At 69.4% G+C, this 21,938-nt stretch carries 24 protein-coding genes and 4 pseudogenes; 13 read left to right on the plus strand and 15 right to left on the minus strand.

Annotated elements, in window-relative coordinates; all coding sequences use genetic code 11:
• Nucleotides 1–368 precede the first annotated feature (368 nt).
• The 4 genes and pseudogenes from FHS37_RS40515 to FHS37_RS17170 form a co-directional block, all read right to left on the minus strand.
• Nucleotides 369–497 (minus strand): hypothetical protein, encoded by a 129-nt coding sequence (locus FHS37_RS40515; RefSeq protein WP_268254597.1) that lies wholly within the window; start codon nucleotides 495–497, stop codon nucleotides 369–371.
• Nucleotides 494–799, minus strand: coding sequence for a transposase family protein (locus FHS37_RS41110; protein WP_373304311.1), 306 nt, complete (start codon nucleotides 797–799; stop codon nucleotides 494–496). Before FHS37_RS41110 ends, FHS37_RS40515 begins: the two co-directional genes overlap by 4 nt.
• 22 nt (nucleotides 800–821) lie before the next feature.
• A pseudogene (locus FHS37_RS40770) lies at nucleotides 822–1,136 on the minus strand (helix-turn-helix domain-containing protein); the annotation flags it as partial.
• Nucleotides 1,137–1,517: 381 nt separating this feature from the next.
• Nucleotides 1,518–2,150, minus strand: a complete 633-nt coding sequence (locus FHS37_RS17170) for a class I SAM-dependent methyltransferase (protein WP_221499940.1) — start codon at nucleotides 2,148–2,150, stop codon at nucleotides 1,518–1,520.
• A 376-nt stretch (nucleotides 2,151–2,526) separates the two neighbouring features.
• On the opposite strand from FHS37_RS17170, the gene FHS37_RS17175 reads away from it, so the two are divergent.
• Both FHS37_RS17175 and FHS37_RS17180 read left to right on the plus strand, forming a co-directional pair.
• Nucleotides 2,527–2,877: a helix-turn-helix domain-containing protein gene (locus tag FHS37_RS17175; protein WP_184821990.1), complete on the plus strand. Its 351-nt coding sequence runs from the start codon at nucleotides 2,527–2,529 to the stop codon at nucleotides 2,875–2,877.
• 1,271 nt (nucleotides 2,878–4,148) lie between these two features.
• Nucleotides 4,149–4,877, plus strand: coding sequence for an SDR family oxidoreductase (locus FHS37_RS17180; protein WP_184822186.1), 729 nt, complete (start codon nucleotides 4,149–4,151; stop codon nucleotides 4,875–4,877).
• 471 nt (nucleotides 4,878–5,348) lie between these two features.
• Here FHS37_RS17180 and FHS37_RS40520 read toward each other — a convergent pair whose 3' ends face one another.
• From FHS37_RS40520 to FHS37_RS17195, 3 genes are read right to left on the minus strand one after another with little or no spacing between them, the layout of a single operon-like run.
• Entirely contained in the window at nucleotides 5,349–5,471 is a 123-nt protein-coding gene (locus tag FHS37_RS40520) for a hypothetical protein (protein WP_268254596.1), read from the minus strand.
• Between the two features lie 14 nt (nucleotides 5,472–5,485).
• Nucleotides 5,486–5,815 carry a branched-chain amino acid transport AzlD family protein gene (locus tag FHS37_RS17190; RefSeq protein ID WP_184821992.1) on the minus strand — a complete coding sequence of 110 codons (330 nt, stop codon included), beginning with the start codon at nucleotides 5,813–5,815 and terminating at the stop codon, nucleotides 5,486–5,488.
• Nucleotides 5,808–6,452 carry an AzlC family ABC transporter permease gene (locus FHS37_RS17195; protein WP_229890024.1) on the minus strand — a complete coding sequence of 215 codons (645 nt, stop codon included), beginning with the start codon at nucleotides 6,450–6,452 and terminating at the stop codon, nucleotides 5,808–5,810. Before FHS37_RS17195 ends, FHS37_RS17190 begins: the two co-directional genes overlap by 8 nt.
• Nucleotides 6,453–6,619: 167 nt before the next feature.
• Between FHS37_RS17195 and FHS37_RS17200 the strand changes: the two genes are divergently transcribed.
• Nucleotides 6,620–7,078, plus strand: coding sequence for an Lrp/AsnC family transcriptional regulator (locus FHS37_RS17200; protein ID WP_184821996.1), 459 nt, complete (start codon nucleotides 6,620–6,622; stop codon nucleotides 7,076–7,078).
• A gap of 33 nt (nucleotides 7,079–7,111) precedes the next feature.
• Here the strand turns inward: FHS37_RS17200 and FHS37_RS17205 are convergent, their stop codons facing one another.
• A complete protein-coding gene (locus FHS37_RS17205) occupies nucleotides 7,112–7,270 on the minus strand; it encodes a hypothetical protein (RefSeq protein WP_184821997.1) in 159 nt (52 codons plus the stop codon).
• 478 nt (nucleotides 7,271–7,748) lie between these two features.
• On the opposite strand from FHS37_RS17205, the gene FHS37_RS17210 reads away from it, so the two are divergent.
• A complete protein-coding gene (locus FHS37_RS17210; protein ID WP_184821999.1) occupies nucleotides 7,749–8,720 on the plus strand; it encodes a GNAT family N-acetyltransferase in 972 nt (323 codons plus the stop codon).
• Between the two features lie 331 nt (nucleotides 8,721–9,051).
• A complete protein-coding gene (locus FHS37_RS17215) occupies nucleotides 9,052–9,618 on the plus strand; it encodes a dihydrofolate reductase family protein (RefSeq protein ID WP_184822001.1) in 567 nt (188 codons plus the stop codon).
• A gap of 393 nt (nucleotides 9,619–10,011) precedes the next feature.
• On the opposite strand, the gene FHS37_RS17220 is transcribed toward FHS37_RS17215, so the two are convergent.
• Together FHS37_RS17220 and FHS37_RS41395 are read right to left on the minus strand one after the other, a co-directional pair.
• A complete protein-coding gene (locus FHS37_RS17220; RefSeq protein ID WP_184822004.1) occupies nucleotides 10,012–10,881 on the minus strand; it encodes an alpha/beta fold hydrolase in 870 nt (289 codons plus the stop codon).
• Nucleotides 10,882–11,124: 243 nt separating this feature from the next.
• Nucleotides 11,125–11,478: a helicase associated domain-containing protein gene (locus tag FHS37_RS41395; protein ID WP_511256442.1), complete on the minus strand. Its 354-nt coding sequence runs from the start codon at nucleotides 11,476–11,478 to the stop codon at nucleotides 11,125–11,127.
• Here FHS37_RS41395 and FHS37_RS17225 point away from each other — a divergent pair.
• Nucleotides 11,380–12,336, plus strand: a complete 957-nt coding sequence (locus FHS37_RS17225) for an ankyrin repeat domain-containing protein (protein ID WP_184822006.1) — start codon at nucleotides 11,380–11,382, stop codon at nucleotides 12,334–12,336. The two genes, FHS37_RS41395 and FHS37_RS17225, sit on opposite strands and share 99 nt — an antisense overlap.
• Nucleotides 12,337–12,435: 99 nt before the next feature.
• Entirely contained in the window at nucleotides 12,436–13,020 is a 585-nt protein-coding gene (locus FHS37_RS17230) for a hypothetical protein (protein WP_184822008.1), read from the plus strand.
• A gap of 69 nt (nucleotides 13,021–13,089) precedes the next feature.
• Here FHS37_RS17230 and FHS37_RS17235 read toward each other — a convergent pair whose 3' ends face one another.
• Nucleotides 13,090–13,266 carry a DEAD/DEAH box helicase family protein gene (locus FHS37_RS17235; RefSeq protein WP_390622713.1) on the minus strand — a complete coding sequence of 59 codons (177 nt, stop codon included), beginning with the start codon at nucleotides 13,264–13,266 and terminating at the stop codon, nucleotides 13,090–13,092.
• Nucleotides 13,267–14,026: 760 nt separating this feature from the next.
• Between FHS37_RS17235 and FHS37_RS17240 the strand changes: the two genes are divergently transcribed.
• Both FHS37_RS17240 and FHS37_RS17245 read left to right on the plus strand, forming a co-directional pair.
• Complete coding sequence (locus FHS37_RS17240; protein ID WP_184822010.1) at nucleotides 14,027–14,866, plus strand: endonuclease/exonuclease/phosphatase family protein; 840 nt, start codon at nucleotides 14,027–14,029, stop codon at nucleotides 14,864–14,866.
• 167 nt (nucleotides 14,867–15,033) lie between these two features.
• The gene (locus FHS37_RS17245) at nucleotides 15,034–15,414 is read left to right on the plus strand and encodes a TrmO family methyltransferase domain-containing protein (RefSeq protein ID WP_229890025.1); all 381 of its coding nucleotides are present in this window, start codon (nucleotides 15,034–15,036) and stop codon (nucleotides 15,412–15,414) included.
• A gap of 157 nt (nucleotides 15,415–15,571) precedes the next feature.
• Here FHS37_RS17245 and FHS37_RS17250 read toward each other — a convergent pair.
• From FHS37_RS17250 to FHS37_RS17265, 4 genes and pseudogenes are all read right to left on the minus strand, one after another.
• Nucleotides 15,572–15,805, minus strand: a pseudogene (locus FHS37_RS17250) (transposase); the annotation flags it as partial.
• 64 nt (nucleotides 15,806–15,869) lie between these two features.
• Nucleotides 15,870–16,337 (minus strand): hypothetical protein, encoded by a 468-nt coding sequence (locus tag FHS37_RS17255; RefSeq protein WP_184822012.1) that lies wholly within the window; start codon nucleotides 16,335–16,337, stop codon nucleotides 15,870–15,872.
• Between the two features lie 875 nt (nucleotides 16,338–17,212).
• Nucleotides 17,213–17,830, minus strand: a complete 618-nt coding sequence (locus FHS37_RS17260) for a hypothetical protein (protein WP_184822014.1) — start codon at nucleotides 17,828–17,830, stop codon at nucleotides 17,213–17,215.
• 324 nt (nucleotides 17,831–18,154) lie between these two features.
• Nucleotides 18,155–18,316, minus strand: a pseudogene (locus FHS37_RS17265) (IS3 family transposase); the annotation flags it as partial.
• Here FHS37_RS17265 and FHS37_RS17270 point away from each other — a divergent pair.
• The 4 genes and pseudogenes from FHS37_RS17270 (at nucleotide 18,302) to FHS37_RS17285 (ending at nucleotide 21,440) form a co-directional block, all read left to right on the plus strand.
• On the plus strand, nucleotides 18,302–18,451 hold the full coding sequence (locus FHS37_RS17270; RefSeq protein WP_184822210.1) for a hypothetical protein: 150 nt from the start codon (nucleotides 18,302–18,304) through the stop codon (nucleotides 18,449–18,451). The pseudogene FHS37_RS17265 and the gene FHS37_RS17270 sit on opposite strands and share 15 nt — an antisense overlap.
• A gap of 443 nt (nucleotides 18,452–18,894) precedes the next feature.
• Entirely contained in the window at nucleotides 18,895–19,335 is a 441-nt protein-coding gene (locus FHS37_RS17275; RefSeq protein ID WP_184822016.1) for a pyridoxamine 5'-phosphate oxidase family protein, read from the plus strand.
• A gap of 557 nt (nucleotides 19,336–19,892) precedes the next feature.
• Nucleotides 19,893–20,307 (plus strand): annotated as a pseudogene (locus FHS37_RS17280) (pyridoxamine 5'-phosphate oxidase family protein).
• A gap of 488 nt (nucleotides 20,308–20,795) precedes the next feature.
• Nucleotides 20,796–21,440, plus strand: a complete 645-nt coding sequence (locus FHS37_RS17285; RefSeq protein ID WP_184822018.1) for a CBS domain-containing protein — start codon at nucleotides 20,796–20,798, stop codon at nucleotides 21,438–21,440.
• Nucleotides 21,441–21,938: the final 498 nt, after the last annotated feature.

Genomic DNA, 21,938 nt, shown 5'->3' on the forward strand with positions numbered 1-21,938 from the left:
GACCTGGTTCCGGGGTCGTCGGCGGTCCGGGGTGCCGGCTCATGCCCGACACCCTCAGCGACCCCACAGCACCATCCGTACGGCTGTCGCCGACCCCATGCCGGACACACCTCTGGCTGGAGCGGGCGGAGGGGACGAGCGGCACGGCCGAGGACCGCGGCGCCGCTCAGCCTGCTGCGCGTCGCCGGGGCCTCCGCGCGGTCCCGTGTGCGAAGTGCCGTTCCAGTGTCAGCGGCTGCGTATCGTTCCTCTGGCATCGGTGAATCCCTCGAAGCAGCCCTCTGGCCCGGGAAAAACGTGTTTCCTGCACTAACGACCTCGTGCACGGTGGGCGGTGAGGCGCCGAGGACGGCGGTAGGGCTCGGTGTTCACGTCCGTCGTGCCGACGCCAGGTCCGCGGTCTGCTGGTGCGGGAGCAGGCTGGCGACGGCCTGGACGACGTGGCTCATGTGTTCGCGGCGGCCGAGGTGGCGGATCAGGGCCCGCCAGTTTTTCAAGTGGGCGACGCCGTGCTCGACGCGGATGCGTCGGTCAGGAGCTCTACCAGCCCGAGCCGGCGGGCGTGGTTGGTGTCCGCGCAGCTGCCGGGCCTGGTCGGGCTGCAGAAGAACACGCGGCCGTCGCCGTCCGTGACGACCGTGGTCTTGACCGCGTTCTGCTTGCTCTTGCCGGGGACGAACCTGTCCCGGTCCCGGCGTCCGGCCGGCGGACCCGGATCTCGGTGCCGTCGAAATGCCGGGCTTCCCGCTGGTGCCGAGGTGGTCGACGACCTCGGCCAGGGGCCGTAGCCGAAGGCCAGGGCTCATCGTGCATCCTCGCTCGGCGAACAGGGGCCGCACCTCGCCGATGGCGCGGGTGACGGTGGAGCGGTCCACGCCGAACCAGCAGGCGAGCACGTCGTGCGTGACTCCGTGTCGGAGGTGTACGAGGGTGGCCAGGAACCGGTCGACGAAGACCAGCCGGTGCTTCGTGCCGGCACCGATCGCCCGCTTCCGGAGCCTGGAGGCAAGCCTGGTCTGATGCCGTTCGTGCCACAACGGACCTGTCCCGGCAGCGGGTTCAGCGATCACATCAGCCGACAGGCCCGTGATCCTCCGGTCGCTGGTGATCGCTGCACGAGACGTGTTCCCCACCACAGGACCATGATCGACGATCAGGAGCCCGGCGTCTCACCGCCTACCGTGCACGAGGTCGTTACGCTCACCTCCGCACCGAGTTCGAGCGACGTCTCCAAGTCCTGCAGCAGGCTGGCGATATCCCGACCCCCGTGAGGCTCAGATCACCCGTCTCAAGGCGGAGAACGCCGAGCTCGGGGAACGGCTGACCCCATCGGAGCAGACGATCGGTGAGCTCAAGAACCTCCGCACCCAGACCCTGGCCCGGCTCGCCGCACAGCACGAGGAGATCGTCCGGCTCCGCGAGGCCGCAGCCGGAACAAGCCGGGTCAGCCGCCTCCCAGCACCACGAACCACAGTGATCGGGACCTGCAGTCGAGGCGGGTACGGGCGGCGGTCCCGTCAGCCGCTGTTGCGAAAGACGAGCAGATAGCGCCAGAAGAGGAGCCTGCGGATGCTGCATCCAGGCAGCAGGACCGCGGCCTCCCGACGGATCTGCAGCAGGGGAACGGCCGGCTGGCTCACCGGCGCTTTCACCTGTTCTCGACCGGTCGCAGCGGCGGCAGGGCGGAGCCTGTCCTTCAAGGCGACGGTCAGCCTGGCGACGGCGTTGACGGGCACGGCCGCCAGGCTCCAAGCCCAGTCGAGCCGGGTCTTCTCCGGATAGCAGCCCAAGATCACGAGTACGCCGCCGGGCGCGAGTGCGTCACGCAGTGCGGCGACGGTGTCGAACGGCATGTGATGGATGCTGGCGAGGCACGATATGAAGTCGTAGTGAGCCTTGGGCAGTTCGACTTCGGTGACGTTCGCGTGCTGGAAGCGTGGGCTCCGGTCACCGGCTATCCGCCCCGACAGCGCGCGGGCCTGCGCGATGGCCTCCTCCGACGAGTCAATCGCATCGACCTCTATGCCCAGGTGAGCGAGCCGACGAGCGAACCGGCCGGTCCCGCAGCCGACGTCCAGGGCCACACCGCAATTCCGCGGCACCTGACGCAACAGCAGACGGTGATAGTGGTCGTTGTGATCAAAGGGCATGGTCCGACCCTGCCACAGCGGACGCGCACGGCCCGGCGGTTCCACCGCCATGAGCAAGGCAGTGAGCTGCGTCACGCCGGCAGGGCTGGGATGCAACACGCGCCGCTGGCACCGTCGCGAACGCGGTTCCGGCAGCGGACCTGCTCGATGGTCACACGAAGTCACCCGCACACGGCCTCTGCGGACACAAGGCACTCGTATGTCACGGACCTGACCGAGGACGGGGTGGACCGGTGCTTCGTCCAGCAGCAGGTCGGCCACGAGTGCGGCAGTTCTCTGGCCGTCTACACGCACGTCAGCGATGACTTCGCGAACACTTCCCTGTACAAGGAACTGGCCCCGGCGTTCGACGGGGCCAGACAGGAGGGATCCGGCGATGGCCGCCAAGCCCGACTACCACTGGCACCTGCGCAAGGTCACGGCCGACCGCGGGATGTTCTCCACCAGCGACCTCCTCCCTCCGCTCGCCGAACGCGGCATCACGCTGTCCACGAGCCAGGTCTGCCGGCTCGTCGTCGAGCGACCGGAGCGACTGAGCCTGAAAAACCCTGTGGCCCTGCTCGACATCCTCGACTGCACCATGGACGACCTCATCGAGCTCCCTGCGGCGGCCGGGGCCGTGAAGAAGCCGAAGAGGGCAGCCGCCGGCGGCTCGGCGCGCGGGTCGGAGGGGCTCGGCGGACTGCGTCCGAAGCGTGCTCGGATCAGAGGGGTCGACCGGCCTTGACCACGACTGACCAGCTGGATCGCGCCGTCGCGGACCCGATCGGCCTGATCACAGGCCTCGTCACCGATGCCGAGGAGGAACTCGGCGTCGTGACGATCCGGACCGTGGTCACCGCGGTCGCGGACGGCCGAGCGAGGTCACGACAGGTGGCCAGGGCCCTGGCGGTGCGGTTCGCCGCCCTGACCGACGGCCGGTCCCCGGCACCCCGGATGATCGGCGATCTGCTCATCGAGTTCCGCAAGGCCGGCGCCCCGGCGATCGCGGCACCGGTCTGCGCGGAGTGCGGCAAGCAGCTGCGCACCCTCCAGCGCGAGGAGCAGGACTGGCGCTGCTCGGTCTGCGGGCAGGAGACCGCCGAGTGCACCGTCTGCGGAAACGTCCGACGCGTCAGCTCCCGGGACCGCAGGGGCCCGGCGCGCTGTTCGATGCGTCCCGACACCGACGACCGTGATCCTGCCGCGGTCGTCCACGAACTGATCACCGCGATCGCCCCGGGCGCCGACCACGATGCGGTCGCCGAGGCCCTCCGCCGGTCGGCGCCCCACCGTCCTCACCATCGCCAGAGAGCGGTCTGGGCTCTGGAGGACAACCCTCGCCTGCTGACCGGGGAGGGTTGCCTGGCGCAGCACCGTGCCATCCTGCGGTTCGTCGACCTGCTGCACGAGGCCGGGGTCGCCGGAATCGTCCGGCCCGCCTGCCCTCGCTGCCACCGGCTGGTCCGCATCGACAAGCCACTGGACGGGCAGCGGGTCTGCCGCAACCGCATCGCCAAGTCCCGCTTCGAAGAATGCGTACGCTGCGGCGCCCGGCGCGAGCCGGCCACCCGCGAGGCCGAGGGGCGACCACTGTGTCCGGGCTGCCTGGTCAGGGACCCGGCGCACCTGGAGACCTGCATCACCTGCGGCGAGTCACGCATGGTCGACTCCCGCACCGGGGACGGGCCGATCTGCCCGAACTGCCGTCCCCTGCCCATCCTGCTCCGTCCGATCTGCGGTCGCACCGCGCCTTGCACGCTCTCGAAACTCACCGGCCTGCCCCGCTGCGGCGGCTGTGACAGGCGCCAAGCTCACTGCACCGTCTGCGGACGAATGCGCGGCATCCACTCCGGCACCGCCGACGCTCCCTTCTGCGGCCCCTGCACCACGCCGGACGCCGAGCTCCGGCGCCCCTGTCCCACCTGTGGACAAGCCGAACGGCTGCACACGCCGGGACCGTGCCCCCCCCCGCTGCACCTCACCACAACCCCGCCTCTACGCACCAGGAGCACTGACATGAGATTCGACGATCACCGTGTGGTCATCACCGCCGCCGGCCGCGATTTCGGACGCACTCTGGCCATCCGTCTCGCGGACCTCGGCGCCGAGGTCTTCCTTTCCGCGCGCACTCTCGCCGCCGCTGAACGTGTCCGCGACGAGATGCGCGGCCGAGGGCACCAGCAGGTCCACGCCTTCGCCTGCGACCTGACGGACCAGGCCTCGATCCGCGACTTCGCTGCCGGCGTCGCCCGGCACACCGACCGCATTGACCTGCTGATCAACAACGGGTCCCGCTACCTCGAAGGACCAGACCTCCCATCCGCCTCCGACGCCGACGTCGTCGACACCATCGCATCCGGCGCCACCGGCACCGTCCTGACCGTGAAGAACTTCCTCCCTCTTCTCCTCAACTCGTATAAGCCGGACGTGGTGACCATGGTTTCCGCCTGTGGAACAGCCGGTCATCACCGCTCGGACGCACACGACGCGTTCTACGCGGCCAAGAGCGCCCAGGCAGGGTTCGCCGAGATCCTCTCCAAGCGCCTGAGGCCCCAGGGGGTCCGGGTGATCTCCCTCTACCCGCCCGACTTCGACAATCCTGACCCGCTCTCCGAGGAGTGGGAGACCACACCGCGCGAGGCCAAGGATGCCCTCACCGCGCAGTCACTCGTGGAGTGCATCCTCTTCGCCGTCGCCCAGCCCCGCGACTGCTTCATCAAGGCGTTCCACTTCGAGCAGGTCTGACCGGTTCCCGGCACGGCCACGCACGGCGACTCGCACCGCGGTCCGGCGGCCCATGGGCCCCGGACCGGGGGCACTCAGGCAGTTCCAATACCCGAGTCCACCATCAACGGTCTTCCGGGAAGACCTGGTCCGTTCCTACCGTTCCTTCCTCGGTCAATGACGATCCCTGCGGACGGCCCTGCGGAACGCCCTGCAAACACGAACACGCCTGCATCCGCCACCCCATGCTTCGAGTCGGCCCCACTCAACGGACGCGACTGATCGAGATCACCCGCAGCCTGACCGAGCGCACCGCAGAGGCCAAGCTCAACGGCTGGCTCGGCGGAGAAGAAGGCCTTCGCGTGAGCCTCGAAGCCGCACGCAACAAGCTCACCGCCATGGATCGCACCCGGAACCAGAACACAGCCCGGATCGCCGATCCCGGAATCCCGCAGATCAGGAAACCCTGGCACACGCGAAGCGGGGCCCACCTCACGCCGCGCCTCGCGCCCAGCGGGCTGAAGTGCCGTTCGTCGGGTCCCATGCCCCGCTGGCGTGTGCGGTGGGCCCGTAGCGGCGTTCGCCGATGGGCTCGAAGTAGCTGCCGGTGCTCAACGGGGGTGTCCTTCTCAGTGGGCGAAGACGGTACTGGCGAGCGTCACGTGGACGGCGGTGCCGCCGAGGATGCTCAGCAGGGCGTTGCGGCGCCACAGGTGCAGGGCGACGGTGACGGCCAGTGCGGCGAGCGGGGCCGCGGCGCGGGCTTCGGTGACGGGCAGGTCGTGCAGGCAGTAGACGACCAGGATCACCATGACGCCGGCGGGCACGCGGGTGCCGAGGTACTGGACGGTGCCGCTTTCGCGCAGGGGGGCGAGGGCGGCGAAGGGCAGGGCGCGCAGGGCCCAGGTGACGGCGGCGGCGACGAGGACCGCGGCGATGGCGTAGCGGGGGTCAGGCATGGCGGTGCTTCCTGCCGGTGGCGAGGTGGCGGGCCAGGAGCCCGGTGGTGAACAGGGCGAAGGCGGCCAGGAGCATCTGGTCGGGGAAGACCAGCCGGGCGGCCACGGCGGACAGGGGTGCCAGCACGAGGGTGGGGACGTCGCCGTGCAGGTCGCGGATGGCGTCCAGGGCCAGGACGGTGAACAGGGCGGTCAGTGCGCAGTCCAGACCGGTGACGCTGTCGGGGACGAGCGCGCCGAGCAGGGCGCCCGCGGTCGCACTGCCGGCCCAGTACAGGTGCATGAACAGCTGGACCCACAGGATGCGCGGGCTGGACCAGGAGCGGGAGTGCTCGGTGGAGGTCAGGGCGTACGCCTCGTCGGTGAGCGCGAAGGTGCTGTACGTCTTGCCGAGACGGCCGCGTACGCGGTGCAGGGGGAAGGACAGGGCGTAGAAGACGTGCCGGGCGTTCACCAGGAACGCGGCCACGGCTATGGACACCAGCGGTGCTGCGGCGGTGACCATGCCGATGAGCAGGAACTCGAACGAGCCGCCGTAGATCAGCGCGGCGGACAGGCCCGCCCACCACCAGTCGAGGCCGGACTGGACGACCAGTGTCCCGAAGGCGAGGCCGAGCGGGATCATAGCCAGGCCCACGGACGCACAGTCGCGGGCAGCGGCCCGTGCCGCCGACCGTTTCCTCGGCGCAGGAGATGACAGCGCCGGGCGAGAGCACTCAACGACGGCGGGACTTGATTCCATGCCGCAATTTTAGTAAGGGTCTGCCCTTATATGGTTTCCTCTTGGGCCCTTATGATCACCCTGTGGGCAATGAAATTCAGCTTGATGCGGTAGACCGTGAAATTTTGTTTCATCTCAGTCAAGACGGTCGGCTGACCAATGTGGAGCTGGCCAAGCGGGTCGGGCTGACCCCACCGCCGTGCCTGCGCCGGGTCAAGCGCCTGGAAGAAGCCGGGGTCATCACCGGCTACCGGGCGGCCATCAACCCCGAAGCCGTCGGTCGCGGGCTGGAGGTCTTCATCGATGTCGAGATCTACGCGAACGACCGCAAAACCGTGGAGGAGTTCGAGACCACTGTCGCCTCCTATGAGGAGGTCGTCGAGTTCCGGCGCATGTACGGCCGCCCCGACTACTTCATCCGCGTCGCCGTCGCCGATCACGCTGCCTACGAAGCCTTCGCCACCGGCAAACTCAGCGGCCTGCCCGCCGTCCTGCGCTACACGTCCCACCTCATCATGAAGACGATCAAGACAACCGGCTGAGCCCGGCCGTCCGGACGGTAAGCGCCCTGCCGGTCAGGCGGAGGTTGGAGCGTGCGCCTTCGAGCCGTCCTCGCAGGGCTCGTGTTCCTGGGACAGCTGCTGGACGCGCCGCTTGAGGGTGGTGTTCCCGGTGGTGATCCGTTGGACGGGTTCGCCGGGAACCATTTGTCCGAAGTCCATGAGCTGGCCCATCAGCTCCCCGATCCGCTGCCGTTGAGCGAGTATCTCGTCCTGGAATCGGGCCAGTTGTTCTTTGGCGTTGAGTGCTCGCTCCCGCCAGGATGCTTCGATGCGCCCGTGCCCTGTGCTGGTTCTGCTCGCGGATCACGGCAGCGGTCGTTCAGCACTCTGGGTGGCGCCCGCCCGGGGGCGAGGGCGATGTTCACGGGAACGGACAGCACCCGTCGGCTGACTCCCATCCCGAGCAGGGTGGCTTTCCTCAGCCTCCGCACTCGTAGGAGCCGACCCGGGCCGCTTACCGTGCGGAGCCGGAGAGGGCGGTCCAGGCGGCCATGGGGTCGCCGGCGTCGGCTGCCTGCCGCGGTTCCCCCGGAAAGGCAAGGCAGACCGGCCTGGTCCTCGATCCTCGGGTATATCGCCGGACCGTTCGCCTAGCTTGCGAGGCACCTCCCGTGGTGCGATGGAACGGGGGTGGGAAGGAGAGAGAGCGATGATCCCACCAGCAGCGGAGCGCAAAAGCGGAGTGGCCCCGGTATCAGTCCGCCCGCTGGATGAGTCGGACCTGGATCGGGCCGATGAGATCTGCAGGATGGCCTTCGGGACGTTCCTCGGGGTCCCCGATCCTTTCGGGACCGTCGACTACGTCCGCACCCGCTGGGCGGCAGATCCGCGGGCGGCGTTCGCGGCGACAGTCGAGGACGAGCTCGCCGGATCGAACTTCGCCACCAACTGGGGCAGCGTCGGTTATTTCGGCCCGTTGACCGTGCGTCCGGATCTGTGGGACCAGGGCATCGGCAGGCGTCTGATGGAGCCGGTCATGGGCTGCTTCGACGCCTGGGGGAACCGCCACCTCGGCCTGTTCACCTTCTCCCACAGTGCCAAGCACCTTGAGCTCTACCGCCGGTACGGCTTCTGGCCTCGATTCCTCACAGCCATCATGAAGAAGCAGGTCACAGACGGTGCCGCAGTCCCCGGCAGAGTGCTCTACGGCGAACTGCCCGCCGCCGAGCGGCCCGACGCGCTGAGCCTCTGTCGCGCACTGACAGGATCCGTGTACGAGGGCCTGAGCCTGGAACGCGAGATCGTGGCCGCGCACGCGCAGGGACTCGGCGACACCATCCTGCTCCACGGCGCTGGCTCCGAGCTCGATGGCCTGGCCGTCTGCCACTGCGGAGCCGGGTCAGAGGCCGGCACGGACGTGTGCTTCGTCAAATTCGGCGCCGTACGTCCTGGTCCGGAGGCCGCCGACCGGTTCGAGCGACTGCTCGACGCGTGCGAGCGGCTGGCCGCCGAGCGCGGACTGGGTGAGTTGGACGCCGGAATGAACCTGGGTCGCCCCGATGCCTACCGGCGCATGATCGACCGCGGTTTCCGCACCTGGCTGCAGGGCGTGACCATGCACAGGCCCAACGAACCCGGATACAGCCACCCCGACGCGTACGTGATCGACGACTGGCGCTGAGACCACCGCCGCGCTCGGCCGGCCAGGAAGGTCCGGTGCTGTCAGAACCTGGGTCCTGGCACAGCTTCTGCGGGGCATCCACGCTCCGCAATCGTTGATCTTCGTATCGGCTGTCCTCGATCGTCCTGAGATGCGCTATGCCCGCTGTGCCGTGCCCGAGAGTCCGGAGCCGTGGACGAAGTGCTGCTCCGGCTGGAAGAGCTCCTGTTCCTGTCGGACCCTGAGGTGGCGGTGGTGTCGGCGGAGGACGACGGCGAGGCGATCTGGACCGATGAGTTTCCCGCGCCGCGCTGGTCCATACACCGGACACCCACGGACGGAAGGCTGGGCCATGCGGAAACTGATCTACGGCATGAACCTGACCCTGGACGGTTACATCACCGCGGCGGGCGACGACATCGGCTGGAGCGGACCGCCGAGCCACGAGCTGTTCCAGTGGTGGCTCGACCACGAGCAGGCGAGTGGCCTGTCGCTGTATGGGCGCAAGCTGTGGGAGACGATGAGCTCCTACTGGCCTACCGGCGACCAGCAGCCCAACGCCACCCCGGCGGAGATCGAGTTCGCGCGGAACTGGCGGGACACGCCGAAGGTGGTGTTCTCCTCGACGATCGACAAGGTCGACTGGAACACCCGCCTGGTCACCGGCGACGCGATCGCCGAGATCACCCGGCTCAAGGCCGAGGACGGCGGCCCGATGAACATCGGCGGCGCAACGCTCGCCGGGGCGGCCATGCGCGCCGGGCTGATCGACGAGTACGTGATCGCCGCCCATCCGGTCCTGGTGGGCGGCGGCACGCCGTTCTTCACCGCGCTGGACAACTGGGTGAACCTGAACCTGGTGGAGACGCGGACGTTTCCCGGCGGCGTGGTCCTGACCAGGTACGAGACGAGGCGCTGAGCAGCAGCACCCCACACGCTTCAGTCTCACGGTGATGTCGTACACGGCACCGGTACGACACGGCCCGTGAGGTTACGACATCAGCAACGAGGCCCTGCAACGGAGATCACAGCACCGGACAGGCCTGGTGATGCCGGGCGAACCGGCCCGCCCCCGTTCCCCGAGGATTCCCTCCGGTCCCTGTCCACCCGCAGGGGGGACGGGCGGACCGTCGGCAGGGATGACGTCCCGACCGCCACCACGATCCAGTTGTTCGGCGGCGACCCCGGGCAGCGGGCCCTCGCCGAAGCGTGCGAGGCGACACGGAACACCTCGGCCGGCTGAGCGGGTGCGACCGACATCGCCGCCCGCACCCTCGTCCGCCACCGCGGACTCGCCGAATGAGACGGCCTCTCACTCAGGCCGTCCGGCGAAGAATCCCGCAAGGGAGGATACGAGCGCTTCCGGAGCCTCTTCGGCTACGTGGTGCCCGGAATCGATGCCGTGGCCGCGTACGTCTGGGGCCCACTGCCGCCAGATCTTCAACGGGTCCCCGTACAGGTCCTCGAGGTCGTCCCGCAGCGACCACAGGATCAACGCCGGGCACTGGATCTGTGTCCCGGCGGCGCGGTCGTCCTCCTCGTGCCGCCGGTCGATGGTGAGGCCGGCCCGGTAGTCCTCCAGCATCGCCCTCACCACGTCGGGGTTTCTCGTAGCCGCGCGCCACTCGTCGTAGTTCTCCTGCCCCATCCTCTGGGGATCGCCGCGGTACCAGCTGTCCGGATCGGCGTTGATGACCCGCTCGGGAACATCCGGCTGGGCGAAGAAGAACCAGTGCCACCACTGCGTGGCGAACTCGGCCGTGATGCGGGACAGGTGCTCGGTGAGGGGCAGACAATCGATCAGCGCCACCCGCGAGACCGCGTCGGGATGATCGAGTGCAAGACGCAGCGCGACAGCGCCTCCGCGGTCGTGCCCGGCGAGCGCGAACCTGGCATGGCCGAGGGAGCGCATCACCTCGACCACGTCACCTGCGACGGCCCGCTTGGAGTACCCGGCGTGGTCCGTGGTGGGTGCCGGACCGGTGGATCGGCCGTACCCCCGGAGATCGGGACAGACCACGGTGAAACCTCGCCGGACGAGGAGTGGGGCGACACGATGCCACGTCGCAGATGTCCGGGGGTGGCCGTGCAGCAGTACCACCGGAGGCCCTTCCCCACCGTAGCGAACGAGAATCGATGCTTCACCGACCTGGACCCGACTGGTCTCGAATCCCTCGAACAAGGCCCGAACCTCCCGCCCTCGTTGGTACACCGCCCACGGCGCCTGTGGGCCCAGGACACGCCTTGCACTCGCCCACGAGGACCCCGGGCCAACAGACAGCGCAAGCTGCCCCCGGTGCCGACGAGTGCGGAACCGACACAGCCTTCCTCCTGCCCCGCAGACCCTGTGGACACAACTGCCTGATTCGCCAACGGTGTCGCTCACCGGCGGGCCGACATCGCCAGTACAGGGACTGAATCAGGCTCAGCGCATGCCGATGGCGGAGAGTGGTTCGACGCGTTCCGGCGTTAGCGTCGCGGCTCTGCTCCGTTGGTTGCTGACCCATGCCCCGAACTCGAACTCTCGGACCCCCTGATCCTGGCTGCTTCGGCCGTCCCCGTCCCGGTGTTCGGGGTTGATCACGCGATCACCCTGCCGGGGAGAAGCGCTCAGTGCTCCGGATGTCAGACCCGTGTGCGAGCGTGTCACGCGAAAGAGCGCGTGACACGAGGGGGACCGATGACGGCGGGAAGCGACGGCTGGGTCGGCATGGGCTGGGACTGGACGGACGCGGCCGAGATCCGCCGGCGTCTCGACGGAGGCGCTGATCCGGAGCACTGGAGCGGGGGACGCCCGTTGCACCGCGCGGCGGTGTTCGGGTCCTCGCAGGTCGTCGCCGAGCTGGCCGGCCGGGTCGCGGACGTGGACGCGACGGAGAACGGAGTGACGGCGCTGTGGGAGGCCGTCGTCTCCCGGAAGCCGGACAACGCCCGGGCACTCGCCGCCGCCGGGGCCGACCCATGGCGCCCGTCGCTCGGCGGCTGGTCACCGGGACGGCTGGCCCTGGCCGGCCCGACACCGGACCTGTTCCCGGTGCCGGAAGGCGAGTGCCTGACCGACGCCGAGCGTGCGGTGGCGCAGGAGGCCCATCGGCTCATCACGGCACTGGGCACGTTCTACTACGACGGCACCGGGCTGGCCTGCGTCGCTGGCATCGACGCGGCCGAGGCGGTGCGGTGCCTGGAGGCGGTGCCGGTGGCGGACGAGGTCATCGACGTACTGCTGGAAGACCCGTACGAGTACGACGCCGACGAAAGCCTGCGGATCGTCGGTGTCACCTCGGTGCCGGGCGGCTGCGTCGTCACCCAGCCCTGGGGCTACGCACCGCAGATGCCGGGCGTCCTGACCCGCTTGTCCACCGGCACCGTCTGCTACGGCCTGTACGCCAACCCCAAGAGCGGCAACCAGGGCAGCATTGCCCGCGACGGGACCGTCGAGGGCTGGGACCTGCATCCGGGCGGGGGACCGGATGAGCACGACACTCCGGAGGAGGTACTCGTCTCGTACCTCTACCGGGGCAACGCCGTGGCCTACTCCTGCGCCTTCGCGGGACTGCGCCCGACCGACGCACGCGGGGTGGTCGGACCCCCCGATGCCTGGGTCGAACTGCCACACCGCGACTACTGGGGACGCTGACGCATCGTCATCGTGCACCGCGTCCCTGCGCGACAGCGGGGATGCCGGCGGCCGACGGGGGTAGCCGGTCGAACACAGCAGGGAGGAAGGGGGCTGGGCATGTCCGGATCGGCCGGTGAGGCGCGCGTGGGTGCGGGACGCACGAGTACGGTGGGGATCCTCCTCGCCGTACTGCTGGCAGCGGCATTGGCAGGCTTCCTGCTGGGAGCGGTCGTCGGGGAGGACGAAGTGGACGTTCCTCAGGGCCTGCTGTTCGCCGCGGTCTCCCTCCTGCTGGGCCTGGGGGCGACCGCCGGAGCATGGTGGTGGATTCGGCGCCGAGCGGCGCAGTTCGGACTGAGCGCGAGCCGGTATCTGCGGGTGGGGCGCCGTGTACAGCGGGGCGAGCTGCCGGAAGACTCCGCCGAGTTCCCCGCCGCGATCGACATCGTCGCACGTCAGCGCCGCACACTGGACACCCAGCAGCGCCGGTGGGTGCGCTGGGTGACGGGAGCCGCCGCGCTGCTGTGGCTGGTGAGCGCCGTCATCCAGATCCTCGCCGCCCGCTACGGGTACGCCTGCTTCCAGCTCCTCGTGGCCTGCGGGTTCCTGGTCAACCCCCTCACCGCACGTCGGCAGCGGCGGCGCCTCGACGCCGTCGAACAGGCCCTCCACGACCATCGGACTCCGCGGGGCACCCCGTGAACGTGAGGGAAGGTCGCCTCCTCACCTCACAAGGACGAGACCCCGATCATCGGGCTTGTACGGCCTCCCTCACGCCACGCGGCCTCGGCCTGAGCGAGCAGACCCAGGGGAGGGCACGAGCACCAGCACGCGGCCCGCACGGAGCTCTTCGGCACTTCGGGTGGCCACCAGGGTCTTGCCCGATCCGGTCACCGTGATCACCTGAGTGCGGAGACCTCGCTCCGGCACAGTAGATCGTGCAGGCAGTTCCGGGGACCGCGGTCTCGCATCGACGGCTTCTCGCTGATGCGGACGGACTTCCTTCTCGAATGCCGGCTTCGGGCGGTGCGCACGCCGCCGGTCCCACCGAGCGCGGCGACGCGCGAGGCGAGAGCCGGCCCCCCTCCACCCGGAGAGGCGCTGATTCCCCTACCGCGTCCGGCCCGGGCCGTCAGGGGTGTGCCCCTCCGGCGTTCCGCCGGGGCGTGGGCGAAGGGGGCCGCCCGGGAACCACCGCGCCTTGCCGGGCGGCCCTCTTTCCTCTGCTGTTCACAGGGTGTGCAGGACAGCGACGACCTTGCCGAGGTTTTCCACCGAACTCGACCACCCCGACGCGCTGCAACCCGTCGTTGATCTGGTGAGAGCACTCGACCTGCTGAACGATGGACCTCCGGACCAGCAGCACATCCGCGATCTGGTCACCTCCGCGGTGCGAGACTTTCTCGCCCCAGAAGCGCACCAGAAGCACAGCCTTTGAGCTACGTCACATGACCCACCGCGACCGGTTCACGGAAAGCGAGTCAGAACCAACTCGTGCACAGAACCGGTCTCCCTCGCCCAGCGTCGTCACCTTGAGTGCTGAACTCAGTGGACGTGGATCCGAGCATCCAGGGTCTCTCCAAGGTTTTCTCAAGGCGGTGTTCCTACGTTCGTGATGAGCCCACAAGGAACAGGAGAAAACGTGAGCAGACCGAGCAGCACAGCACGCACGGCACGGCGCGCCACGAAGGCGTGGCTGATCGGGTCGATGGCGCTGGTGGCAGGGCTCATGACGCCCGCGTACGCCGGACCTGCGAACGTCGGGCCTGCCGCCGCCGAGGAACCCCTGAAGCCGATCGCCAACCGATTCATGACATGGAACACGAACGGACAGGGCCTCGGCACGCCGAAGGCGATCGCGAAACAGATCAAGCACTTCCTGCCACAGGTGGCCGCGTTGCAGGAGTCCTGCCTGAACGAAGTGCGTGAGGCCGTTCGGCAACTCAACGAAGCGGGGCTCAAGTACGAGTACCGGAGTGGACTGGCCGCCCTGAACGCCGGGTGCCCGGGCCGGCTGGGCACCGCGATCATCTACGCCAAGGGCACCACGGTCAGGGCGCACAACAAGAAGGGCTACAGCGACGACGAGGGGTGGACGGAGGCGCGTGGCATGCAGTCCTTCACCACGAAGCTCAACGGCCAGTGGATCCGGGTGTTCAACACGCACCTCAGTGCACCGGGCCACGAGGAACTGCGGAAGTTGCAGGCTGGAGAACTGGCGGCCGCCACGCGACCGCACCCTCGCGCACTCGTTCTCGGTGACTTCAACACCCGGCCGCACGTCACGAAAGTCATGGACCCGATCTGGAAGGCCGGGTTCAAGGACGTCGACCAGTTCTGTGGGCCGGTCAAGGATCCCCGGTGCAACAAGACCCTCCCGAGGACCGGACCCGGGTTCCCCACCGAGGCGGCCAAGTTCGACTACATCCTCGGCCGGGGCGTGAACTTCCGTAGCTGCAGGCTGCATACGCCCACCGAGGACCACCGGATCGTGGTCAGCGACCTCACCGTGAACGATGTTCCCCGGCCGGCGTGCACCGTGACCTGACGGAGGTGGACGGGGCAGGGCGGCCTGGTTTCCCGTCCGCCCTGAATCCTGTCACCCGTACGCGGGCCGCCCCGCCCGTCGCCGTACGCAGGGTGGGGTCTGTGCGATCCACGGCGGTATCGACCGCCTCGATGTCGGCACGGGTGCGGCGGGGACAGCCTCCGGCCGTGCCGAACTTCGAGATCACACCGATAGGTACAGTCCTGAACAATCGGACGGACGTCCAGCACACGGATAACGGGGGTGCTGTCCGCAGCACGACCACCACCGACGAGCGTTTCGGCGAGACCTGTCTCCAGGGTCTGGAGGGGTGCTCCCACGTGGAGGTCCTCTTCATCTTCGACCAGTTCCCGAAAGACGACGACTACCGTGGACCCCGCCCCTACCGCGGCCGCTCCGGCCTCCCACCCGGCGGCGTCTTCGCCGGACGTGGCCCCCGTAGACCGAACCACATCGGAGTGACGTCCTGCGCCATCAGGTCCGTTCACGGCCGCGAACTGACGGTGATGGGCCTCGACGCGGCCTCAGGGCCCCGGTCGTCGACCTGAAGCCGGTGGTGGAGGAGTTCCCTCTGGTGAACATCAAGCAACCAGAACGGGTCAGCCGTCTGATGTCAGAGTACTTTCAGCCGTAAGACGCGGCGGTAAGGATGACCGTTGTCAGCGCAGCACGGTCATCACACCACCGCCGGCCGCTGCCCTGCACCCGCAGCCGACGCCAGGCCGTCACGCCGGAACAGCCCACGACCTCGGCCGGCACGTCGCGCCAGGCGACGCCGGTCCGCAGCACGTACATGATGCCGACGAGAGCCGCCCTGCCCGGAACGCGCAGTCGCCCGGGATGGCGGTGGCGTCGTTCGGGAGGAGGCGGCAGCACCAGGGCCACCCGCTCCCACAGGTCGTCCGGAACAAGATCAGCGCGCCCCCGGACACCCTCCAGACCAAGATCGCCGAGCGCAGGACCCACAGTTCAACGCCCAGAAACGGCCAGGAGGAGCGTTGGATCAGATTTCTCGCCGGTTGGCCGGCCAGGGGATCTCCCGGAGAACGTCCTCAGGAGTCGGTACCGCGTCCGGGAAGTGCTGGCGGATCTCCCGGACCACCGAGGCGTCCGCGGTGCAGAGGTCCCAACTCGTGCTGTCGAACTCCCGCAGCACCACCTTCAGCTCATGGTCCGCGTACCCCGCGAAGTCCGCGTCAACGAACTGAAGGTCCGGCGCGACCAGGGCCAGTAGCTCCAGGGTGCCGATCCCGGTACCGGAGGAAGCCTTCTCGATTTCGGCAAGCCTGGTGACCAGTCGAGCGCCGTCGATCCGCACCTTCCAAGTGAGGCCGAGCCCAAAGCTCCCGAGGCGCACGAGGAGTTCCGCCAGCGTGACGTAGTACCGATCGGAGGCGCGGTTCTGCCCAGGAAGACGGTCACGCCAGGCCGCGAACGTGATCGACTGGAATGCGCCGGGAAGTCCTGCCATCGATGCGGGCTCCGTTCGCTTGCGGGGCTCAGCGTGCTCTCACAGCATGATCTCCCTCGACCGCAGCTGCGGATCATTTCGAAACCGTCAGTCAGCTGCTTCAGCAGCTGCCGTTCCTCTCCCGTGAGACCGGAGTTCGGTTCACGGAGCCGCGAGGAAGCCAGGGTCTGCCGCTGCCCGCGGACGTCCGTCGGGCGTCGGCCACGGCAGCGGACCCCCACGGAGCTGTCCGCCACGTCCGGTCGGCCGGGACGCGGATGGAGCCGGGCGGTGGTGCCCTGGTGGGCCGACAGCTCCGGGAACAGCGCCTCGACATCGAGCGGGCGCGGCGGTGTGGTCCTCGACATGCAGGTGACCTTGAACAGCCGCCAGCCGCCAGCCGCCAGCCGCCAGCCGCCAGCCGCCACGCCCCAGCACCCCTGAGGGCAACCGCTTCACATCCGTGCTGTCGAAACCCGCGAACGCTTCGATCCGCACGCGGGCGTTGACTGTCTCCCAAATCGGCGCACAACTGCTGCCCGTACTCGAGTTCCGGCACACATCCCGTCAACGATCTCGAATCCGGCCTCACCGGACCCCGGTGACGCATGCTCCGTGCAGCCCACATGAGGCGCGCCTCCTGCCGGCGAGAACCACCAAGACCATTCACGGAGCATGTGCCAGAACCGCAGCTGTGAAGTCACTTGTCGATGGGTTCGGAAGACACCCCGGTCTTTGGCCAGGTGGTGTTGGTGAGTTCGGGAGGCGCCGGGCTCTTGCCAGGGCCGAATCGGGAGGCTCTCGGTGAAACGTGCCAGTCGTGCCGCAGATGTCGAAGGGCGAGCCGTACGCAGCGATCCGGCGTGGCCACGTCCCGCGAGGCGACCGGTCGTGCCCTACTCGCTCAGCCCCACGAGTCCCCAACCTCGCCGGGCGGCTTCGGAAAGGACGCGGCCCCAGCCGTCCAGCAGGTCGGTGAACTCGTCGAAGTCGCGGACCCAGCCCTCGGGCACGGCGGCATGCTCGTCGAACGCCCCACGCAACCCGTCGAGCCAGGTCCGTACCTCCTCCCACGTCGCTGACAGTTCCCGCACGCTGTCCGGCGACCTCGCGAGCAGCACGCCATGGGTGACGGCGGCGTCATCGCAGAAGAAGCCCTGATCCACATGCTCCGCATCACCGTCCAGCCCTCCCCAGATCAGCGCGAGCAGCAAGGTGTCCAACCTGGCCCGCACCAGCGGGTCGGCATGGTCGCGTACGGCCTCCCACCGCTCTCCAGCCCAGAAGTGCGCCTTGAACGAACCGAGGGTTCCTTGGAACTCGTAGACGGCGAAGGAGGAGTTGCTGGGCCCTCGTGGCCGTTCCCAGTCGCCTTCGACCACCGGCGCGTCGTGATCCCACAGCCCGCTCTCGTCGGCGTACCAGGCATCCCGCAACCGCGACAGCCTCTCGCCGGGCGGAACCTCACCCAGCCATGACCAGTCGGCGATTATCACGGTGATGTCCAGCCCCATGCCCGGGAGAGTACCGACCTCCCGTACTGCCAGGCGCCGGTACCGGAGCACGCCTCGGACGCCTGTCGGCGACTGCGAACGGACAGCCCGGAGCCCTCTTCCCTCGTGATCCTGACCGCTGGACGACAACGGTGCCCGTACCGTCTGCCCGGCCGCCCCTGCAGACGTGACTGTCGCTGGCGGCGCGGCCGGCCCATACGGCGTACCCGCCAGTCACCTCCATGAGGGGTGCCGTCCCCTCTCGTCGGCAGCCCGGGTTGGGCTGATCACCAACTGTCGTCGGAACCCGTCAACAGACGCTGTCCGTGGACATCAACGAAGCCACCTGTCCACGGTCGTCGTCCGTTTCCTCTTCCGCAGGTGCCGGCCGACGACGCGGTTGATCCGCACCAGCCGGGCCGGGCGCTTGCGGTTGATCCTGCGCCCTCTCGCCCGCAGCTCGGCATGGACGCGCGAGGCACCGTAGGCGCCATGGTGCTCGGCGTGGTGCAGGAGGTACGAGCCGAACGGGCGGTGATGGCCCTGTCCACTATGAGCGTCCCCACCGCCGGAGACGTACGGGACGGCGAGGAACGCTCCCTTCCGGCCGCCGGGGTGATGCCCGGTGACCTGGCCTGGTGACCGAGGGCCCGGCCGCTACGACCAGCGTCACCCACCACATGGCCACCCTCTTCCCCCAGGCCGTGCCCCATCAAGCCCCCGTCCAGCGGAAGACGCTGCTTCGACGGCTCTCCCTGGCCCCGCGCCTTCACGAGGCAGGCTGTCCGGCAGACGGTCGGAAAAGCAGAAAGCGCCTCCGGGCGGCAAGAACGAGGATCGTCGAGGTCCTTGTTCCCGCTGGGACCAGAGGCGCTGACAGGCATCGGCCGGGAGAGCTTGCTGGGTGCGGCTCTGGCTCGGTGCGGCCTGAAGGCGGCACAGGCATCCGGGGGAGGGGCGCAGGGTCCCCTCGGGGCGGGGGCCGTTCCGCGACAGGCCGGGGACGGTCGGCCCTCACCGTCGGCCGCCGCACTCGTGAAGGATGGAAGACCGCACCGGACGACACACGGAAAGACGACCGGCTGATGTACCGCAACGACGGATTCCGCGAACTGAACCGGCAGGAGAGCCTGCGCCGCCTGGCCGAGGCGACCGTGGGCCGCATCGTGCACACGCGCGACGCTCTGCCCGCCGTCCTGCCGGTCAACTTCCTCCTGGAGGAGAGCGGTGCCGTGCTGCTGCGCACGTCGGCCTCCTCGGAGCTGGTTCGCGCCGTCGACGGTGCCGTGGTCGCCTTCGAGGCCGACGAGGTCGACGTCGCGGCGCATTCCGGCTGGAGCGTCGTCGTCACCGGCCCCGCCTCGGTGGTGTCCGACCCCGACGAGCACGAGCGCCTGGTCCGCACCGGGCCCCGGTCCTGGGTGCCCTGGCCCGTGGAGGTCTTCTTGCGGATCGAACCGGAACTGGTCACCGGCCGGGAACTGGTCGGCGGGCGCACCCTTTACGGAATCGACCCGCCGCCGTGAGCCGTCGCGTGCGCCGCTGGGACGGCGGGGGCCTCGACTGCTTCTGGACCTGGGCCGGGCTGCTGCTCGGATCGACCAGCCGATGACCGGCCGTACGGACGCGTGGACGCCGCACGACGCGGGAGCCGTCCCCGCCGGTGGCTGTCGACGCCTACGGGGCGGCGTGGGCGCCCGTGCCGGCGCTGATGGATGGCACCTCCGCCGGTACAGCCCCCGTCGTGCTCGGCGTCCGCCGCCACGGCAGCCTGCCCCGACGTCGGCACCCGGCCCCGCGCACACGACTGCGTGCCCACCACCAGGTGATCGTCGTACCCGGAGGGCTGAGACGCTCCGCTCAGCGAGCTGGTGCGGGCCATGTCCCGCCGGACCAGGCAGCCGACCTTCCGGACTCGGAGAAGAGGGTTGTCGGTGTCGTCTCCGAAGCCGGCCTGCTGTGCGGGAAGGAGGATCGGAACCGCGGCATACGGCCCGCTGCGGGCGTCTGCTGCCGGGCAGGGGACGGCAGTAGGGCCGACCGGCCCTACTCGCCGCAGGACGGCCGCGCCGATGACGGCCTGATGCCCGAGAACGACGTCTTTCGCATTCCCGACCGGCAGGAGTGCCTTCGCCCGTTGGCCAAGGCGCCGGTCGGCCGGGTCGTCTACACCCGGCAGGCGCTGCCCGCGGTCCTCCCGGTCAGCTTCTCCCCGGGCGAGGACGTCTCCGTCCTGCCGTACCGCGGCCGGCTCCGATCACGTACGCGCCATCGACGAGGTCGTGGTCGAGGTGGACGAGTTCACCGCGGTGGCCCAGTCCGGCTGGAGCGTGATCGTCACCGTCCGGGCCTCCGTGGTGGCCGATGCCGCGGAGCACGAACGACTCTCGTGGACCGGCTCGCATTCCTGGATGCCCGTACGTGACGGGGGCTTCGTACGCATCGGGTCCGAGCCGGTCGCCGGACGCGAGATCACGGGCGTCCGCACCACGCGGTGAGCCGCATCCGGTGCGGCCGCGCACGGCCGCCCTCGAGGCCGTAGCCGAACCGGATCAGCAGCTGCAGGCGGCAGCGCTGGCGTGATCAGCCCGTCGCCGCCCGCAGGTTCGTCCGTACGGCATCGAACCGAGCGTCGCCCATGACGAGGCGGTCGTCGGCTCCGGAACTGGTGAGGTCGCACGGTCGGGACATCGTGCATCCGCGGCTCGATGAAGCTGAGTGAGCGGCCAGAAGAGTGAACGATCGTCCCGGTGACAGGCGCGAGGGCCGGGTGCCCCGGTGCCGGCAGCATCTCGCCGCGTGGCCGTGTCCCCTGGTCCTGGGGACGGTCGGCCTTCCCTGCCAGGCCGAACGTCACTGGTCGCCCGAGTGGCGCGGTGTTGTCATGGGGAGGGAGGACGGCGTGTACGAGTCGACGCACCGGACGTCGTCCGCCCGGGCGGTCCGACCGCGGCCGCCCCGCCGCGATGCGGAGGAGACCGTTGCCATGCTGCACCGCCGCACGGTCGGAGACGTGATGACCGAGGAGGTCGTCACCCTCCGCCCCACCACACCACTCCAGGAGGTCGCCGCCCTGCTGGACGCGAACGACATCGTCGCGGCACCGGTCGTCGACGACGAGGGCGCCCTTGTCGGCGTCGTGTCCGCGTCCGACGTGCTGCGGCACGAGACCGGTACGCCTGATCCCCAGGGACAGGACGGGACCGACGAGCAGGCCTGGAGCAAGGCCCGGGCACGGACCGCAGGCGCGCTCATGAGCAGCCCCGTCTTCACCGCCCGCGCCGACTGGACGATTCCCCGGGCCGCGCGGGAACTCCGCAGGCGGCACGTGAAGCAGCTGCCGGTGGTCAGTGACGAGGGGCTCCTCACCGGCATCGTGACCCGCAGCGACCTGCTCGACGCCTTCATCCGCTCGGACGCCGAGATCCGCGGTGAGGTCGAGCAGGACGTCCTGGGGCGCATCCTCGGCCTGGAGGAGGGCACTGTCGCCGTCGAGGTCCAGGGCGGTGTCGTCACCCTTCGGGGGCACGTCCCGGGGCCGCGTCTCGTCCCGGTGGTCGTGGGCCTCTGCCAGGGTGTCGACGGTGTCGTCGCCGTGGACGCCCACCTCTCCGTCGGCCGGTCGGGCTAGCCACGCGCGGACGACCGGCCGCTCCACCGTCGTCAACGGCAACGGGATGGAGGCGCAGGGGGAGTCCTTGATGGAGGTGCGCAAGGGGAACGGTGCCCACTGTCGTGCCGGGTCCGTGTACCAGGCCGGATGGGTCGATCGGCTTTCTCTGTGAGGACGATCGGGTCGTATGAGTACGGGTGCAACGGGGCCGGACCCGCTGGTCGGGCGCGCGGCCGCAGCGGCCCCGGCCACCCCTCGGTCCGTACGGGCCATGAGCGCGCCCTGTCTCCGCACGGGTCACCGGTGACCGATGCACGCGACTTGAGCGGGTCGACCCGGTTCGGGAGCGGCGGGCCTCGAGCGGAATGTCTTCACGTTCCCTGAGACGGCGGATTCGGTGGTGCGCAGAAGACGCGCAGCCTTCCCGAGGGACGGCAGCGTTCCGTCGGCGGTCGTGGAGGACCCTCCCGAGGTTTTGGACGCCCCACCGGCCGGGGATACCGCGATCGTCCCGGG

Origin of the sequence: Streptomyces griseomycini (assembly GCF_014203535.1) — a bacterium.
Classification (GTDB): domain Bacteria; phylum Actinomycetota; class Actinomycetes; order Streptomycetales; family Streptomycetaceae; genus Streptomyces; species Streptomyces griseomycini.